This is a genomic window from Pseudomonas sp. DWP3-1-3b3, from assembly GCF_049896305.1.
Classification (GTDB): domain Bacteria; phylum Pseudomonadota; class Gammaproteobacteria; order Pseudomonadales; family Pseudomonadaceae; genus Aquipseudomonas; species Aquipseudomonas azotoformans_A.
The window spans coordinates 766,131-784,008 of record NZ_JAFCUA010000001.1; the positions used below are offsets into that span (position 1 = coordinate 766,131).

17 protein-coding genes are annotated in these 17,878 nt (G+C 58.3%); 6 read left to right on the forward strand and 11 right to left on the reverse strand.

The genetic code is table 11. The features are described 5' to 3' along the window. Positions 1–34 precede the first annotated feature (34 nt). The 7 genes from ACP7BX_RS03815 to ACP7BX_RS03845 all read right to left on the reverse strand — a co-directional run bounded on the left by ACP7BX_RS03815 (position 35) and on the right by ACP7BX_RS03845 (position 4,836). Complete coding sequence (locus ACP7BX_RS03815) at positions 35–496, reverse strand: lysis system i-spanin subunit Rz (protein WP_016977938.1); 462 nt, start codon at positions 494–496, stop codon at positions 35–37. Continuing rightward, on the reverse strand, positions 484–1,041 hold the full coding sequence (locus ACP7BX_RS03820) for a glycoside hydrolase family 19 protein (RefSeq protein ID WP_426128429.1): 558 nt from the start codon (positions 1,039–1,041) through the stop codon (positions 484–486). Before ACP7BX_RS03820 ends, ACP7BX_RS03815 begins: the two co-directional genes overlap by 13 nt. A gap of 391 nt (positions 1,042–1,432) precedes the next feature. Then, entirely contained in the window at positions 1,433–2,395 is a 963-nt protein-coding gene (locus ACP7BX_RS03825) for a hypothetical protein (protein ID WP_426128427.1), read from the reverse strand. Positions 2,396–2,406: 11 nt separating this feature from the next. Beyond that, on the reverse strand, positions 2,407–2,592 hold the full coding sequence (locus ACP7BX_RS03830; RefSeq protein ID WP_314525270.1) for a Com family DNA-binding transcriptional regulator: 186 nt from the start codon (positions 2,590–2,592) through the stop codon (positions 2,407–2,409). Then, positions 2,586–3,143 carry a hypothetical protein gene (locus ACP7BX_RS03835; protein WP_426128425.1) on the reverse strand — a complete coding sequence of 186 codons (558 nt, stop codon included), beginning with the start codon at positions 3,141–3,143 and terminating at the stop codon, positions 2,586–2,588. The genes ACP7BX_RS03830 and ACP7BX_RS03835 overlap by 7 nt, the downstream gene beginning before the upstream one ends. A gap of 21 nt (positions 3,144–3,164) precedes the next feature. Next, complete coding sequence (locus ACP7BX_RS03840) at positions 3,165–3,509, reverse strand: phage holin family protein (RefSeq protein ID WP_016977943.1); 345 nt, start codon at positions 3,507–3,509, stop codon at positions 3,165–3,167. 592 nt (positions 3,510–4,101) lie between these two features. Next, on the reverse strand, positions 4,102–4,836 hold the full coding sequence (locus ACP7BX_RS03845) for a LexA family transcriptional regulator (protein WP_314525263.1): 735 nt from the start codon (positions 4,834–4,836) through the stop codon (positions 4,102–4,104). A 210-nt stretch (positions 4,837–5,046) separates the two neighbouring features. Here ACP7BX_RS03845 and mutS point away from each other — a divergent pair, with 210 nt between their 5' ends. Both mutS and fdxA read left to right on the forward strand, forming a co-directional pair. After that, positions 5,047–7,638 carry a DNA mismatch repair protein MutS gene (gene mutS, locus ACP7BX_RS03850; protein ID WP_177076295.1) on the forward strand — a complete coding sequence of 864 codons (2,592 nt, stop codon included), beginning with the start codon at positions 5,047–5,049 and terminating at the stop codon, positions 7,636–7,638. A 142-nt stretch (positions 7,639–7,780) separates the two neighbouring features. Continuing rightward, positions 7,781–8,104, forward strand: coding sequence for a ferredoxin FdxA (gene fdxA, locus ACP7BX_RS03855; protein WP_033899812.1), 324 nt, complete (start codon positions 7,781–7,783; stop codon positions 8,102–8,104). Between the two features lie 492 nt (positions 8,105–8,596). Here the strand turns inward: fdxA and apbC are convergent, their stop codons facing one another. Continuing rightward, complete coding sequence (gene apbC / locus ACP7BX_RS03860; protein WP_426128422.1) at positions 8,597–9,691, reverse strand: iron-sulfur cluster carrier protein ApbC; 1,095 nt, start codon at positions 9,689–9,691, stop codon at positions 8,597–8,599. Positions 9,692–9,862: 171 nt separating this feature from the next. On the opposite strand from apbC, the gene metG reads away from it, so the two are divergent. From metG to ACP7BX_RS03880, 4 genes are all read left to right on the forward strand, one after another. Next, positions 9,863–11,914 (forward strand): methionine--tRNA ligase, encoded by a 2,052-nt coding sequence (gene metG / locus ACP7BX_RS03865; protein WP_426128420.1) that lies wholly within the window; start codon positions 9,863–9,865, stop codon positions 11,912–11,914. 270 nt (positions 11,915–12,184) lie between these two features. Further along, complete coding sequence (gene rsxB, locus ACP7BX_RS03870; RefSeq protein ID WP_426128418.1) at positions 12,185–13,141, forward strand: electron transport complex subunit RsxB; 957 nt, start codon at positions 12,185–12,187, stop codon at positions 13,139–13,141. Between the two features lie 58 nt (positions 13,142–13,199). After that, positions 13,200–13,838 carry an endonuclease III gene (nth, locus tag ACP7BX_RS03875; protein ID WP_038847851.1) on the forward strand — a complete coding sequence of 213 codons (639 nt, stop codon included), beginning with the start codon at positions 13,200–13,202 and terminating at the stop codon, positions 13,836–13,838. A 107-nt stretch (positions 13,839–13,945) separates the two neighbouring features. Further along, on the forward strand, positions 13,946–14,128 hold the full coding sequence (locus ACP7BX_RS03880) for a PA3496 family putative envelope integrity protein (RefSeq protein ID WP_033899805.1): 183 nt from the start codon (positions 13,946–13,948) through the stop codon (positions 14,126–14,128). 84 nt (positions 14,129–14,212) lie between these two features. Here ACP7BX_RS03880 and ACP7BX_RS03885 read toward each other — a convergent pair whose 3' ends face one another. The 3 genes from ACP7BX_RS03885 to ACP7BX_RS03895 all read right to left on the reverse strand — a co-directional run bounded on the left by ACP7BX_RS03885 (position 14,213) and on the right by ACP7BX_RS03895 (position 17,726). Next, positions 14,213–14,845, reverse strand: coding sequence for a response regulator transcription factor (locus ACP7BX_RS03885; RefSeq protein WP_010212736.1), 633 nt, complete (start codon positions 14,843–14,845; stop codon positions 14,213–14,215). 625 nt (positions 14,846–15,470) lie between these two features. Further along, positions 15,471–16,688 carry an argininosuccinate synthase gene (locus ACP7BX_RS03890; protein ID WP_038847848.1) on the reverse strand — a complete coding sequence of 406 codons (1,218 nt, stop codon included), beginning with the start codon at positions 16,686–16,688 and terminating at the stop codon, positions 15,471–15,473. Between the two features lie 129 nt (positions 16,689–16,817). Next, entirely contained in the window at positions 16,818–17,726 is a 909-nt protein-coding gene (locus tag ACP7BX_RS03895; RefSeq protein ID WP_095014902.1) for a flagellar protein MotY, read from the reverse strand. Positions 17,727–17,878 lie beyond the last annotated feature (152 nt).

Genomic DNA, 17,878 nt, shown 5'->3' on the forward strand with positions numbered 1-17,878 from the left:
ATCTCACACGCAAGTGACGGACTGTCTCAAGACACTAACGGGCGACGGCTCGCACATACGCCTGGCAGGCACGCAAGGCAATCAGGGCGCTGTCGCCGTCGTCGGTGATGCGGATAATTCGCTGAGCATGCGCTGGGTCAAGTCGGGCTCGCGGGGCTGCATGAACCACGCTGCCGGCGGCGGTGGCGGCTGGCATTGGGCAGCCACTGGAGGCGTCGAGAAGGACTGACAGCCGCACATCAGCAGTGGCAATGCGGTCACGCAAAGCTGCTTGAGTACGTTGGGCATCGCTCAACTCCCGGGCATGTTGTTGGTCGATGGCACTGAGCTGTTGCTCAAGGGCCAGCCGTCTGTCTTGCTCGGCCTGCTGTAGATGCAGGGCTTTCTGGGTCTGTGCGGCCGACAAGCGTTCAATCTGTGCCCCGTACCGCCACGCCTGCACCTGCCAGACAACGACCACCAGCACGCATACACCAATCGCAACTAAGAAACGCATAACACCGCCTTCGCCCGCGCCCACAACTGCAAACGGTCCTCCAGGCCATTGAGCCCGCCGTTGATACGCCGGGTGATGGTGGTGAACTGGTCCTTGTCGGCGAGTTCATTCAAGCCATTGCTTTGCCAGAACCAGGCGGCGGATTCACAGGCCCATTGTGGTTGCTCCAGTAATTCGGGTCGTTGCAGCAAGCGATCATCGCCGAACAGCGCTTGGCTGCATGCCAGGTAGTTGCGGCGACCGGTGACCTGGATCAGCCCCCTGCCCCGGTACTTTTGGCCGTCACCGTCCGCTTCAGGCGTATTGCCCAGGCGCGCGGCCAACGTACCGGTGTCGTACTTGCTCAAATAAGTATCGCTGCCGAGTTCGCGCACGTAGTGCAGTTCGCCGGATTCGTGGCCGATCTGCGCGAGAAAAGCGGCGACGCGCAGCACGCTGTTGATTTCGTACCGAACAAAAGACGCATTCAACGCGGTTGAAAAAACTCCTGCCATACGGCTAGCGCCTGGAATGATTTGAATCAATTGAGGCTGCGTTATCACCACCACGGTCACCTTGACCCCCCCCTAGGTAGACAAACCAACGTCCGTGTTAGAACTGCGATAGGCACTGACCATTCCAGCCAGGTGCAACGAACTCGCGCCCCCAGTGATTAAGAAGATCACCCAGGTACGCCAATTCGCCAGGTCGTCCTGATGCCAACAACTGGCGATCACCGCCCCAATGCATCGATCTCGCCAATCCAGTCTCGCGCCACTCTGGAAGTCTGGTGTGAACAGAGCGCACGGGCTGCCGGTTTTTTTCCGTAGCGCTGCACTACCGGCTTATCAGCGTCCAGGCATCCCCCGAAGGGCCACCCTGGCTGTGGCGAGCCTGAATCAGAAATGAAAAAGCCCAGCGCGACGGCTGGGCTCTATTACGCAAGGAGACAGAAGATCATGGAATCCAGTAAGCAATCTTGCCGTCTGCACCAACAGCTATAAACTTGCCGTTGCCATAGGCGACGCTCCGGATATCGGTTCCTGCGAAAGTGTTGGCTTGCTGAACCCAACCGATCCCATCCTCGGAAACGGCTGTCTTGCCGCCGTCGCCGACAGCTACATACTTGCCATTACCGTAAGCAATGTCGCGGATGATGGTTCCACCGAAACTGGTATCTTCAACAGCAGTCCAGCTAAGCCCATCGGATGAATATGCCATCTTGCCATCCGCACCAACGATAAACATTTTCCCGTTGCAAAGCTTCATGGAAAGGATAGTGCTAGTGCCAAAGGTGCTGGTTCTGGGCGTGAATGTTTGCGGATTTTCCGTCGCCATCTTCACTGCGCTAAGCAGCTTCCCATTCGATCCCGCAACCAACACAAAACTGCCAATGACGTTGACGCAGTACACAGTCTCGCTAGAAGTGAAGGTGGTAGTGCGCTCCACCAGGCCTGACCAATCGCTATAACGGGAAAATACTTTACCGTTAGACCCAACCAGTATCCAGGTGTAGCTGTTACCGGAAATTGGTTGATAAAACACAATGCCTTGCAAGTCCGCGGACGCGCGAACAGTTGCCGTAAGGTCTGTCCAAACCCTTTCAGGGCGTGCTGCGTCGCCGAAGAGCAGATTGCCGGATTGAGAAAGGGCTTGAAGCGATACCCCAATACCGTTCCAGTACAGCTCGTTGAGGACCTTTGCGCTATCAGAGGTGACGGCGCCCTTAAGCTTGGTCCACGCGGTACCAGTTGCGCCTCCGCTGGCAACCTGAGTGGTTGTGGTAAGGCCGTTGCCACCAACCGCATAAAACTTGCCTTGCGCAAAAACCACGCGCCTAAGCATGCCGGTGTTATCCACCGGTTGTACTTGAGTCCAAAGATCTTGCAAGGTTTGAGACGCCGAGTTTGCGTTTTCCATTTTAAACTCCGTTACTGAGCTGATTTAAGTTCAGGCCTCTGGATTGGGCGTATGGCGCTCATGGGCGATTGCTCGAGGCTCGCGGCCTTCACTTGATTCAGCGTCCCACATCGGGAACATTTGATCTGGAGCTCTGTAAACCCACCCGTGCGGGCGAGAAGTCGGTTGCAGTTACCGCATCTGAATTCTTTCAACATCTGCAAATTCCTTTTACTGAACCACCTTTTCCGTGTGATTGATTAGGAAGCGGCGTTACATTCGCCGCCCTCTCACACCCACCTACATACAGGTCCGTAGACGGCGGCATGCCTGCGGGATCTTTGAGCAGAGACAGTCCGAGGTAAAAGTTCTGGTTGAAGGATACAATCCAAGTGTCATAGTCCGTTTCCGCGCTGGTGAGCACGGAAGGTGCCGCGACAATCGCGGTGGGCAGGTCACATTGATCAGGCGGCAGGCCCCAGCGGTTATCCAGGGCCAGATCCATCAATTGGCTGGCCAGGTCACAGGCATCAAAGGGTGCCGATCCGCTGGCAACCATGGCCTTGAGTGAAACCGACAAGGCGTGCGCCTTGCGCCCTGCAAGAGAGCGCACGCCGGGGCCATTGCGCTCCACGCTGATCAAAATGCCAGCTTTATCGCCCGTTCCGGGAAAGTCATGGTGCTTGCCTACGTGCAGCTGTGGGAAAGCGCTCTTCAGCACGCCCCCAATCGCCACAGGCAGTTGGGAAGGTTTTTCGAGAAGTGTCATCTGCTTGCATCCTTGCAGCGGTTACTGCTGATCCGGGCGAGAGGTTGGGGTCTCGTTGACCCCGATACGCTTGGCCGCCCAGCGTTCATAAAGGCCGATGGCCACGTCCGCACCGGCCATGGCCGTCAGGCAGCCAATGGCGCCAGCGGTCCAGATCGACATGCCGGCGGCGTAGCACAGCATCAATGCCGATACCCCGCAGACCATGCATGCCCCGGACCGCAGCGCCAGGCGCCGGATCAGCGACCAACCGCGGGCGCCCTCCTTGTCGGCGCGCCACATTTCGCCGGATACACCGCCAATCAGCGCCAGTACGATCACCAGCCAGATAGGCATTTCCGCTAACGCTTGCTGCTCGTTTGTCATGTCACGCCTCCTGGCTGAGCACTACCGGCACGGGGCCGGCTCTTGGGTAAATCCATGGGTAGGTAGGCATTCCAAAAAGCCCGATTGCCCGGGCTTTTCAGTAATGATGTCCTCGGTCTTTCGGCGCTACTGGCGCGGTACGGACCTTTCCTCGATGTTTTTCCGACCACGATCCCTGTCTGCCGGATAACTGCTTCTGGTGCTTTACGCTGCACACCCGGGTCAGTTGCCAACCCTCTGAACCGTTAAGGCCGGTTCATCGCTGCCTGTTTGTTAAGCGGTGAAACTAAAGAGCGTCGGCATCCTTGCCGGTGTTGCTGGCGTCCTTGCCATCGCTCGGATGGCGTCCTTGCCGGTGTTGCGTGCCTTCCTTGTGTTGACTGGCAGCATCCTTGCCGCCTCCACCAAGCCTTGTTGGCTGGCTTGAGATGGAGAATATGCATGTATGCATATACAGTCAATGCACAAATGCATTTATTTTTAGCACTCAAATGCACGAATGCATTTTCGTTCTTGTGGACAGCGGGTTTGGTGGTTTTTTCCAGGCGAAAAAAAGCCCGCTCGTTGGCGGGCTTTTTCTTACAGAAGAAGGTTAACGGGCGTACATGCCCCACCAGAACACATGACCCAGGATGCTGATCTGCTCATCCTGGATATCCTGGAAGCTGTAGTCCTCATCCGGGTGCTCGTCGCGATTGAAACTGCGCAGGCGAATTCCGGAAGGCAGGCGGTAGAGCTGTTTCACCCGCAATTGGCCGTTGTGGTTGATGGCATACAAGTCACCATCGACGATATCACCAATGCCGCTTTTGCCCGCGTTCACCCCGACCGTCGCACCATCACGCAGCACCGGCAACATGCTGTTGCCACGCACCGTCACACACTTGGCCTGGTCGAACTGCACACCGTTATGCCGCAGGCTGCGCTTGCCGAACCGCAGACTGGCCTTCTCGCTTTCCTCGATGACGAATCTTCCTGATCCAGCAGCCAATTCAACCTCGCGCAGAAAGGGGATCGACACCTCGTCGTCATTAACGGGCGTGTCGTCGTCCCACAGGCTTATGTCCTTGAGTTCCGAATGCATCGGGTCGCGCCCGTCCTCCCGCGAACCACCCACCGCCGCGCGCCCGCGCAGTTGGTCGGTACTCACGCGGAAGTACTCGGCGATGCGGGAAATGTGCTTGTCCGACGGATCAACGATCTTGCCGCTGAGGATCCGGGACAGCGTGGATTGAGGCACGCCGGTACGCCGGTGAAGCTCCGTGGGAGAGATCCGGTCGCGGTCCAGCAGTTCGCGTAAGACGATAGAAACGTTGCGTTTTTGCATAACGGGGATAGTGACGGGAGATTTTGGGGTTGGCAAATGCTAATTTGCATTATTTATGCAAACTCGATGCATTTCCTGGGCTATTTCAAGTGGGGTGATGTGGACTGCGAACGGCAGACCTCGCGTGTTAACCTTGCGCCCATCGCAAAATCGCAGGGCGGAATGCCCCACCTTTGCCCCACTCCTTTCAACGAATTTGCCTACGACCCAATGAGTAAAAACACGTCCGATCTGTCCTCCCACACCCCGATGATGCAGCAGTACTGGCGCCTCAAGAACCAGCACCCTGATCAGTTGATGTTCTACCGCATGGGCGACTTCTACGAGATCTTCTACGAAGACGCGAAGAAGGCCGCCAAGCTGCTGGATATCACCCTGACGGCGCGTGGGCAGTCGGCGGGGCAGTCGATTCCGATGTGTGGGATTCCTTACCACTCGTTGGAAGGCTACCTGGTCAAGCTGGTGAAACTGGGTGAGTCGGTGGTGATCTGCGAGCAGATCGGTGACCCAGCCACTAGCAAGGGGCCGGTGGAACGTCAGGTGGTGCGCATTATTACGCCGGGGACGGTGAGTGATGAGGCGCTGCTGGATGAGCGTCGCGATAACCTGATCGCGGCAGTGTTGGGCGATGAGCGTCTGTTTGGCCTGTCGGTGCTGGATATCACCAGCGGCAACTTCAGCGTGCTGGAGATCAAAGGCTGGGAGAACCTGCTGGCGGAGCTGGAGCGCATCAACCCGGTTGAGCTGTTGATTCCGGATGATTGGCCTAAGGATCTGCCGGCGGAAAAACGCCGTGGAGCCAAGCGTCGTGCGCCGTGGGATTTTGAGCGTGACTCGGCGTTGAAAAGTCTGTGCCAACAGTTTTCAGTGCAGGACCTTAAAGGCTTCGGTTGCGAAACCCTGACCCTGGCCATCGGCGCCGCCGGTTGCTTGCTGGGCTATGCCAAGGAAACCCAGCGCACCGCCCTGCCGCATTTGCGCAGCCTACGCCATGAGCGTCTGGACGATACTGTGGTGCTCGATGGCGCGAGCCGGCGCAACCTGGAATTGGACACCAACCTGGCCGGCGGGCGTGATAACACCCTGCAATCGGTGGTCGACCGTTGCCAGACCGCCATGGGCAGCCGCTTGCTGACCCGCTGGCTGAACCGACCGTTGCGCGACTTGAGCGTGCTGCAGGCGCGCCAGACTTCTATTACCTGCCTGCTGGACGGCTATCGCTTTGAAAAGCTGCAGCCACAGCTGAAGGAAATCGGTGATATCGAGCGCATCCTGGCGCGGATCGGCCTGCGTAATGCGCGGCCGCGTGACTTGGCGCGCCTGCGTGACGCCCTCGGTGCCTTGCCACAATTGCAAGCGGCGATGACCGAACTGGATACACCGCACCTGCAACAGCTCGCGGTTACCGCCGGTACTTATCCGGAACTGGCGGCACTGCTGGAAAAAGCCATCATCGACAACCCGCCGGCAATCATCCGTGACGGCGGCGTCTTGAAGACCGGTTACGACAGTGAGCTGGACGAGCTGCAAGCCCTGAGCGAAAACGCCGGGCAGTTCCTGATTGACCTGGAAGCCCGCGAAAAAGCCCGTACCGGCCTGGCCAACCTGAAAGTCGGGTACAACCGCGTGCACGGCTACTTCATCGAGTTGCCGAGCAAGCAGGCCGAGTCGGCCCCCATCGACTATCAACGTCGCCAGACACTGAAAGGCGCCGAACGGTTTATCACCCCAGAGCTGAAAGAATTCGAAGACAAGGCACTGTCGGCCAAGAGCCGTGCCCTGGCTCGGGAAAAGATGCTCTATGAAAACCTGCTGGAAGACCTGATCAGCCAGTTGGCACCGCTGCAGGACACCGCCGCCGCCCTGGCCGAGTTGGATGTGCTGAGCAACCTGGCCGAGCGCGCGCTGAACCTTGACCTGAACTGCCCGCGTTTTGTCAGCGAGCCGTGCATGCGCATTGTGCAAGGTCGCCACCCGGTTGTAGAGCAGGTATTGACCACACCGTTCGTCGCCAACGACCTGTCGCTGGACGACGATACCCGCATGCTGGTGATCACCGGTCCGAACATGGGCGGTAAATCCACCTACATGCGTCAGACCGCTTTGATTGTGCTGTTGGCGCACATCGGCAGCTTTGTGCCGGCGGCCAGTTGCGAGCTGTCCTTGGTGGATCGCATTTTCACCCGGATCGGCTCCAGCGATGACCTGGCCGGTGGCCGTTCGACCTTTATGGTGGAAATGAGCGAGACCGCCAACATCCTGCATAACGCCACTGAACGCAGCCTGGTGCTGATGGACGAAGTGGGTCGCGGCACCAGCACCTTCGACGGGCTGTCCCTGGCCTGGGCGGCGGCCGAGCGCCTGGCGCATCTGCGTGCCTATACATTGTTTGCCACCCACTATTTCGAACTGACCGTGCTGCCGGAAAGTGAACCGCTGGTGGCCAACGTGCACCTGAACGCCACTGAGCACAACGAGCGTATCGTGTTCCTGCACCACGTGCTGCCGGGGCCGGCCAGTCAGAGTTACGGCCTGGCCGTTGCCCAACTGGCCGGTGTGCCGAATGCCGTGATCACCCGCGCCCGCGAACACCTCAGCCGCCTGGAAACCACGGCCCTACCCCATGAAACCGTGGTCGCCAGCCCAGCCAAAGCCTCCAGCAAACCGGCCGCGCCGCATCAGAGTGATATGTTCGCCAGCCTGCCCCACCCGGTGCTGGATGAGTTGGCAAAGCTTGACCTGGATGACTTGACGCCGCGAAAAGCGCTCGAAATGTTATATGCACTGAAGACTCGGATATAACGCTGACGCTTGCAAGCTGGTAGACTCTCGCGCGGTTTGGGATGCTGCAGGCTATTAGCCTGGCCTGCAGACTATCGCTCCCGAACCTCGCGAGCCCTGCCACAAAGGGTTTCGCTGCCGCCGCCTGAGGAGAAAATTAGAAATGACCTTCGTCGTCACCGACAACTGCATCAAGTGCAAGTACACCGACTGCGTGGAAGTATGTCCGGTGGACTGCTTCTACGAAGGCCCGAACTTCCTGGTCATCCACCCGGACGAGTGCATTGATTGCGCCCTGTGTGAACCTGAATGCCCGGCCGTCGCTATTTTCTCCGAGGATGAAGTCCCGGCAGGTATGGAGCAGTTCATTCAGCTGAACGTCGAGCTGGCTGAAATCTGGCCGAATATCACTGAGCGCAAAGACCCGATGCCGGATGCTGCGGAATGGGATGGCAAGACGGGTAAAATTGCTGACCTCGAACGCTGATAGCGTCGCGTCCAAAAAGGCCCCTTGCGGGCCTTTTTGCGTTTCTGGAAGGTGGGTGTCACTTTCCTACAGGCAAAAAAAAGGGGCGGTATGACCCGCCCACATTTTTTCCCTAGTCCCTGTATTCCTTTTCATCATCCTGATGAATCGCATCCTGCGATATTCCCTTAACCATCGTTCCTTGATGGTTGTGTCAATCCGTGGACACAGGGCTGATGTTAGAGAGTTCCAAAGGAAGTTCAACGGGATCCATTTCTGTGGCTGACAGGCTTCGACGCTCAACAGACAATAATTAATTGTTATTTTTCAACAAGATAGAAAACTCTTTCATTTAACCGAGACGGACTTGGCGGGTAAAAAACCCAAACGCTTACGAAAAAGTAAGCGAATGCTTACACGACCAATTGCGTAAATGAGAAATAAACCCGCCTTGACCACCGTCCAGATATGAAAAAGCCCCGACAACGTCGAGGCTTTTTCCCTTCAATGCCCTCAGTCGTCGCTGACGGTGATGGTCGGCATCACTGGCGCAGCGGCTTCCTGCAGCACAATACGCGCGCCCACATGGCGAGCCAGTTCCTGGTAAACCATGGCGATCTGGCCATCAGGGTCCGCCGCGACCGTCGGCTTGCCGCCGTCCGCCTGTTCACGAATAACCATCGACAGTGGCAATGAGGCCAGCAGTTCCACCCCATATTGGGTGGCCAGCTTCTCGCCACCGCCTTCGCCGAACAGGTGCTCGGCGTGGCCGCAGTTGGAGCAGATGTGCACTGCCATGTTCTCCACCACGCCCAATACCGGGATATTGACCTTGCGGAACATTTCCACACCTTTTCTCGCGTCGAGCAGCGCCAGGTCCTGGGGCGTGGTGACGATCACAGAACCGGCCACCGGGACTTTCTGTGCCAGGGTCAGTTGGATATCACCGGTGCCTGGTGGCATGTCGATCACCAGGTAGTCCAAGTCGCCCCAGGCGGTCTGGGTGACCAGTTGCAGCAAGGCGCCGGAGACCATTGGCCCGCGCCAGACCATCGGCGTGTTGTCATCGGTCAGGAAGGCCATGGACATCACTTCCACGCCCAAGGACTCAATTGGCACGAACCACTTCTGGTCCTTGACCTTCGGCCGTGTGCCCTCGGCGATGCCGAACATCACGCCTTGGCTCGGGCCGTAGATATCCGCGTCGAGGATGCCCACGCGCGCACCTTCGCGGGCCAGGGCCAGGGCCAGGTTGGCCGCCGTGGTGGATTTGCCCACGCCGCCCTTGCCGGAGGCCACGGCCACCACGTTCTTGACGTTGGCCAGGCCCGGGATCTGCGCCTGGGCCTTGTGCGCGGCGATCACGCACTGGATGTCGACCTTGGCCGAACGCACGCCGTCGAGGCCCTCGATGGCCATCTGCAGCATCTGCGCCCAACCGCTCTTGAACAGGCCGGCGGCGTAACCCAGTTCCAATTGAACCGACACCTGGTCGCCCTGGACCTCGATGGCACGCACACAGCCGGCACTGACCGGGTCCTGGTTCAAATAAGGGTCGGTGTACTGGCGAAGCACGGCTTCCACCGCTGCGCGATTGACGGCGCTCATGGGCTACTCCCGAAAAAGACTGACTGAAACAGGCGGCTATCCTAACCGTTCCAGCGGCGTTACGGCATGCTTTCGCAGGTTCGGAAGATTCTGAAACAGCGCCACGGGGTGAAATATATTTCCCGGCGCTTTATAGTGGCCGACCTCCGTTTCATCAAGTAGCCGAGCCCCATGTCCGAGCCACGCAAGATCCTCGTCACCAGCGCCCTGCCCTATGCCAATGGTTCCATCCATCTTGGCCATATGCTTGAGTACATCCAGACCGATATGTGGGTGCGCTTCCAGAAGCATCGCGGCAATCAATGCATTTATGTCTGCGCGGACGACGCCCACGGTTCGGCCATCATGTTGCGCGCCGAAAAGGAAGGGATCACCCCGGAACAACTGATCGCCAATGTACAGGCTGAACACAGCGCCGACTTTGCCGAGTTCCTGGTGGACTTCGATAACTTCCACTCGACCCACTCCGAAGAAAACCGTGAGCTGTCGAGCCAGATCTACCTGCGCTTGAAAGAAGCCGGGCATATCGACCAGCGTTCGGTGACCCAGTATTTCGACCCGGAAAAGAAAATGTTCCTGGCCGACCGCTTCATCAAGGGCACCTGCCCGAAATGCGGCACCGAAGACCAGTACGGCGACAACTGCGAGAAATGCGGTGCGACCTATGCGCCCACCGAGCTGAAGAACCCCAAGTCGGCAATTTCTGGCGCCACCCCGGTGCTCAAGGACTCCCAGCACTTCTTCTTCAAGCTCCCGGATTTCCAGCAGATGCTGCAAACCTGGACCCGCAGCGGCACCCTGCAGGACGCCGTGGCCAACAAACTCTCCGAATGGCTCGACAGCGGCCTGCAACAGTGGGACATCTCCCGCGATGCGCCGTACTTCGGCTTCGAGATCCCAGGCGAGCCGGGCAAGTATTTCTACGTGTGGCTGGATGCGCCGATCGGCTACATGGCCAGCTTCAAGAACCTGTGCGACCGCACGCCGGAGCTGGATTTCGACGCGTTCTGGAACAAGGATTCCACCGCCGAGCTGTACCACTTCATCGGCAAGGACATCGTCAACTTCCACGCGCTGTTCTGGCCGGCCATGCTTGAGGGGTCGGGCTACCGCAAGCCGACCGCCATCGCGGTGCACGGCTACCTGACGGTTAACGGCCAGAAGATGTCCAAGTCCCGTGGCACCTTTATCAAGGCGCGCACCTACCTGGACCACTTGTCGCCGGAATACCTGCGCTACTACTACGCCTCCAAGCTGGGCCGGGGTGTCGATGACCTGGACCTGAACCTGGAAGACTTTGTACAGAAGGTCAACTCGGACCTGGTCGGCAAGGTCGTCAACATTGCCAGCCGTTGTGCCGGGTTTATCCACAAGGGCAACGCGGGCCTGCTGGTGGCCGAGAACGCTGCGCCGGAACTGACTGACGCGTTCCTGGCCGCTGCGCCAAGCATTGCCGATGCTTATGAAGCGCGCGACTTTGCCCGCGCCATGCGCGAGATCATGGGCCTGGCCGACCGCGCCAACGCCTGGATCGCCGACAAGGCACCGTGGTCGCTGAACAAGCAGGAAGGCAAGCAGGCGGAAGTCCAGGCGATCTGCGCCACGGGCGTCAACCTGTTCCGCCAACTGGTGATATTCCTCAAGCCGGTGCTGCCGTTGCTGGCCGCCGACGCCGAGGCGTTCCTCAATGTGGCGCCGCTGACCTGGAACGATCACGCCACCTTGCTCAGCAACCATCAGTTGAACGAGTTCAAGCCGCTGATGACCCGTATCGACCCGGTGAAAGTCCAGGCCATGACCGACGCTTCGAAAGAAGACCTGGTTGCCAGCCAGACCGATACCGGTTCGGCTGCACCTACAGGCAATGGTGAGTTGGCCAAGGACCCGATCTCTGCGGAAATCGACTTTGATGCTTTTGCTGCCGTGGACCTGCGTGTCGCGCTGATCGTCAAGGCCGAAGCCGTGGAGGGTGCCGACAAGCTGCTGCGTCTGACCCTGGACCTCGGTGGCGAGCAACGCAATGTGTTCTCCGGGATCAAGAGCGCTTATCCGGACCCGTCCAAGCTTGATGGTCGCCTGACCATGATGATCGCCAACCTCAAGCCTCGGAAAATGAAGTTTGGCGTTTCCGAAGGCATGGTGATGGCGGCCGGACCTGGTGGGGAAGAGATCTACCTGCTCAGCCCTGACAGCGGCGCCAAGCCGGGCCAACGTATCAAGTAAGCCTGCACGGTCTGTGGGTGTGGTTGTAGTGAGCGGGCTTGTCCGTGGTGAGCGGGCTTGCCCCGCGCTGGGGCGCGAAGCGGCCCTAAAACCAGCCACCCGGTTCTATCTGTAAAGACCGCGGTGGCAATGATGGGGCTGCTTCGCAGCCCAGCGCGGGGCAAGCCCGCTCACCACAAAAGCCCGCTCTCCACTGACAAGCCCGCTGACCACAAGAAAGCACAACCACTCCAGCCAAGTTTGCATAACCGGCCTACCCATGATCACCCCATGAACCTCATTCAACGTATCGACGCGCTGCTGCCGCAGACCCAATGCGGCAAATGCGGGCATCCAGGCTGCAAGCCTTACGCCGAGGGTATTGCTCAGGGCGAAGCGATCAACAAGTGCCCGCCTGGTGGACAGGAAACCATTGCTGGCCTTGCGCAATTGTTGCGCGTTCCGGTGCTGGAACTGGAGATCAGCCGAGGGGAAGCCCCGGCCCAGATTGCCTATATCCGCGAGGCCGAATGCATCGGTTGCACCAAGTGCATCCAGGCCTGCCCGGTAGACGCCATTGTCGGCGCCGCCAAGCTGATGCACACGGTCATCGTCGATGAGTGCACCGGTTGCGACCTCTGCGTCGCGCCCTGCCCCGTTGACTGCATTGAAATGCGCCCGACAGCCACGATCTTGCCAATCGTCGGTGGCCTGGCGACAAATGATCAGCAACGCCATGAACGCCACCTCAAGCGCGACCGGGCAAGGCGGCGGTATGAGCAACGCAACGCGCGGCTGCAACGAGAGGAAGCGCAAAAAGTTGCCGAACGCCAGGCGCGGGCCAAACGCTCAGTGCCGGTTTTACCCGTGCAAGCCGATGCAGCACAGGATGCCGCGATCAAGAAAGCCAAAATCACGGTCGCCATGAGCCGCGCCCAACTGCATAAGTCCTTGAAGGCCTTCGGTCACCCGCCAACCTTTGAACAGCAGTCGCAGTTGATCGTCTTGCAGCAGCAGTTCGAAGCGGCAGAACACGCGCTGACGACGCTAGAGCTGGGCACCGCGCCGAAGACAATGGCAGCAACCGGAAATACCGCCGACCTGAAACGCGCCAAAATCCAACTGGCGATGCGCCGCGCAGCGTTGAAGAAAGCCCAGGACCTGAACGCCAACCCGCAGCAACTGGCCGAAGCGCAGCATGACCTCGACGAGGCGCAACGCCAAGTGGATGCCCACGGCAACGCCTGACCCGCAAAGCCTGTATTGCTACAATCCCGCCGATCGACTGCCAGGAAAAACCCACCCCATGAACGCCGCAAAACGCCTGGAAATTTTCCGCAGGCTCCACGAAGACAATCCAGAACCCAAGACCGAACTGGCCTACACCACGCCGTTCGAGTTGCTGATTGCGGTGATCCTGTCGGCCCAATCCACGGACGTCGGCGTGAACAAGGCCACGGCCAAGCTGTACCCCGTGGCGAATACGCCGGAGGCGATCTATGCCCTGGGTGTGGAGGGGTTGTCGGAATACATCAAGACCATCGGCCTGTACAACAGCAAGGCCAAGAACGTCATCGAAACCTGCCGCCTGCTGGTGGAACTGCACGGCAGTGAAGTGCCGCAGACCCGCGAAGCCCTGGAGGCCTTGCCAGGCGTTGGCCGCAAAACCGCCAACGTGGTACTCAACACCGCGTTCCGGCAACTGACCATGGCCGTGGACACCCACATCTTCCGGGTCAGCAACCGAACCGGCATCGCCCGTGGCAAAAACGTGGTGGAGGTGGAAAAGCAACTGATGAAGTTCGTGCCCAAGCCGTATCTGCTGGATTCCCACCACTGGCTCATCCTTCATGGCCGCTACGTTTGCCAGGCCCGCAAGCCGCGCTGCGGCAGCTGTCGCATCGAAGACCTGTGCGAATACAAGGACAAGACGTCCGACGATTAAGGGATCATTGGTTTTCTCGATCAGTCGATTGAAAAAATCTTTTTTACCGGATCATGGATTATCGTTATAAGGAGCGCCAACGGCAGTCTTAGCCCGGAGTGAACCTTATGAGCACTGGCAAAGAGCAACTGGAAGTGGAAGACGACCTCGTTGAGTCGGACGACGAGGGGGCGGAGACACCTGTGGCAGAGGTCGCCAAGACCAATTTGAGCAAACGCCGCACTATCGACAATCTACTGGAAGAACGACGCTTGCAAAAACAGCTGGCCGATTACGACTTCGATCTCTGATCGAGCGATCGACAGCCGGAAGCCTCCTTCAGGGAGGCTTTTTTCTGCCGGTGACCCGGGCGATACGCTGTGCTTTGCCCTCCTCTATACCAAGCCGTTGCGCTGGGCCAGTTCGATCAGGTCCACCAGCGAACGCGCATTGAGCTTGAGCAGCAAACGCGTCTTGTAGGTGCTGACGGTCTTGTTGCTGAGAAACATGCCGTCGGCAATCTCCTTGTTGGTCCTGCCCCGCGCCAACTGCTGCAATACCATCATTTCCCGCCCGGACAGGCGCTCGACCATATCGGCTTCGCTGGCGTTGCCCATGGTGGAGCGTACCGAGTTGAGCGCCTGGTTGGGGAAATAGCTGTAGCCGGACAAGACCGCCTTGATCGCACTCAGCAGCTCGGTGAGGTCCTGTTGCTTGCACACGTAGCCAGCAGCCCCCGCTTGCATGCAACGCATGGAAAAATGACCCGGGGCCTGGGACGTCAGCACCAGCACCTTGAAGGGCGCAGGTTGCTTGGTAGAAGACAGCCGGCAAATAACTTCCAGGCCATCAAGTTTGGGAATCCCGATATCCAGTATCACAATGTCCGGCATATGCTCCCGTGCAAGTTGCAACGCATCGACACCGTTATCGGTCTCGGCAACGACCTCATAACCATGACGTTCCATTAGCATACGCACAGCAAGACGAATGACGGGATGATCATCCACGATCAGCACTTTATTCATAAGAAAGTCCAATTTCGCTGTTCGAATTATTTAGAGCAAGCACAATAGCCTAGTCGTTTCCTAGTTGGCATAGCATTACCCCCCAAGCAACAGCAAGCAGAGACCCACCCCACAGCGATAAAGGAATTGCCCTACAAAAAAACGCCCTCTCGGAGGGATCTGGTTTTGTGGATCCTTTCAGACCTTTCCTGGGACTTACATACTTTGAGTGAAATATCCGTGGCTTATAGGGGTTTGGGTAAACGTGCCGCACATGACTCTCAGGAAATGCCCCTTGCCTCTCACCAGCTGCAGGGGAAAACGGCCAGAACGATCCGTCTGCTTTAGTTCCATTTAACATATTCACTTACATCCTTAATTCCTACAGACTATTCGGCGCTTCGTATCTTCTCCGCACTTGTATGAGTGAATTATCTGTAAGACCAGTTCCTACATAGATGTAAAAAATTCATTCCCCCTACAAACTTTCAACAACAATTCATTCAAACCCCATTTCTGATAAAGATTTTGAGGAAAAACATCCACAGTCGTTTAATCGTTATAAACATCTAACATCTCTACACAATCACAGGACAAAAAAAATGGCCCCTTGAACAAGGGGCCATTCTTCACAACAGACTGAGACTTAGAACAGCGAGCGACCTTTGTTGGCAGCAATGCGCATGCGCAATGCGTTCAACTTGATAAAGCCTGCCGCGTCTGCCTGGTTGTACGCACCGCCGTCTTCTTCGAAGGTGGCGATGTTGGCGTCGAACAGCGACTCATCGGACTTGCGACCGGTCACGATCACGTTGCCCTTGTACAGCTTCAGGCGCACAACGCCGTTCACGTGGGCCTGGGAAGCGTCGATCATCTGCTGCAGCATCAGACGCTCAGGGCTCCACCAGTAGCCGGTGTAGATCAGGCTGGCGTACTTGGGCATCAGCTCGTCTTTGAGGTGAGCCACTTCGCGGTCCAGGGTGATCGATTCGATCGCACGGTGGGCGCGCAGCATGATGGTGCCACCAGGGGTTTCGTAGCAGCCACGGGACTTCATGCCCACGTAACGGTTCTCGACGATGTCGAGACGGCCGATACCGTGTTCGCCACCGATACGGTTCAGGGTCGCCAGCACGGTGGCCGGGGTCATCTCGACGCCGTCCAGCGCGACGATATCGCCGTTGCGGTAGGTCAGTTCCAGGTATTGCGGCTTGTCGGGCGCGTTCTCCGGGGAGACGGTCCACTTCCACATGTCTTCTTCGTGCTCGGTCCAGGTGTCTTCCAGCACGCCGCCTTCATAGGAGATGTGCAGCAAGTTGGCGTCCATCGAGTACGGGGACTTTTTCTTGCCGTGGCGCTCAATCGGGATTGCGTGCTTTTCAGCGTAATCCATCAGCTTTTCACGGGACAGCAGGTCCCATTCACGCCAAGGAGCAATCACTTTCACGCCTGGCTTGAGGGCGTAGGCGCCCAGCTCGAAACGCACTTGGTCGTTGCCTTTGCCGGTGGCGCCATGGGAAATGGCGTCGGCGCCGGTTTCGTTGGCGATTTCGATCAGGCGCTTGGCGATCAGCGGACGTGCGATGGAGGTACCCAGCAGGTACTCGCCTTCGTAGACGGTGTTGGCGCGAAACATCGGGAAAACGAAATCGCGGACGAACTCTTCGCGCAGGTCGTCAATGTAGATCTCTTTCACGCCCATGGCTTGCGCCTTGGCACGTGCAGGTTCGACCTCTTCGCCCTGACCCAGGTCAGCGGTGAAGGTCACCACTTCACAGTTATAAGTATCCTGCAGCCACTTGAGGATCACCGAAGTGTCCAGGCCGCCGGAATACGCGAGAACGACCTTGTTTACGTCGGCCATGCCATCACTCCACGGGGTTGTACGGAAAGGCGTCGATTCTACCGACCAAAACCGCGAATTTACAGGGGCGCGACAGCAAATGAAGATAAAGCGACAGATTATGTCGAACGGGCGACCGATGGTCGCACCTCAGGACGTGTGCGCGGGGTTGCTCGGGCCGGTGGCCTGAGGTGCCGGTTTCTCGGGGGCTGCGACGCGTTCAAGCTGGATATTCACGCGGCGGTTGCGCGCCCGGTTGGCCGCATTGGTGTTGGGCGCCAGTGGGTAGCTTTCGCCGTGGAAACGCAGGGTGATCTGCGATTCCGGGATCCCGTTGGCCTTGAAGTAGTCCATGACCGCCAGGCCGCGACGGCGCGAGACGTCGCGGTTGGTCAGGCGATTACCGCTGTTGTCCGAGTGACCATTCAACTCGATATGGTTGACGGTGGGATCGGCTTTCATGAACGCGAGAATCACGTCGAGTTTCTTCTTGGCGGCCGCGTCCAGCTCGATTCCGCCACCGGGAAAGCCGACTTCGGTCTGTTTGACCTGGTCGTAATTCATCGGTAACAGCTTGGCGGTGCACAGCTGGTAATCGTTGTAGGCCTTGTTGAATTTGACCGGCAGCAGGCGGATTTCCGAATAGCCACCTTCACGCCCATAGTGCCGCACGGTCGGGCTACGCCCTTCCAGCAAGCCATTGAACAGGCGCCCGGCCTGTGCCTGGGAGCTGTTGAACAACACATCGCCACTGCCGGCACGCACGGCGCCGAGGTTGATATCCCCTCGCCCCGGCTGCCACGGTGCAGCGGCGGCCAGCAAGGTGGCAGAACCGGCGCCCAGCGAGCCGTTGTAGGCCTTCAGACGAAACGTTGCCTGCTCGCCGGCCCGGCGCACGAACTCACCCGAACCGAAATCGGTGATCGGCTGGGTCAGGCGGCACTCGAATTGGTCGCCTTCCACCTTCCACTCAATATTCTCCAGACGCGTCTGGAACGTGAGGGCCATCGCAGGCAGGCTGGCGAACACACTGAGCAGGGCTAGATATTGCTGGCGCACGGGAGGCTCCACTGGTTTCTACAACACTTCAAAGCGTCATACATCGATAAGGCATACCCAAGGCTATCGGTTGCATCCTGCAAAACTTGATAGCGAGTGCCTGATAGAGTCTTTTCCGGTAGCATTCCCACCAGATTGACCCGCCTGGAATC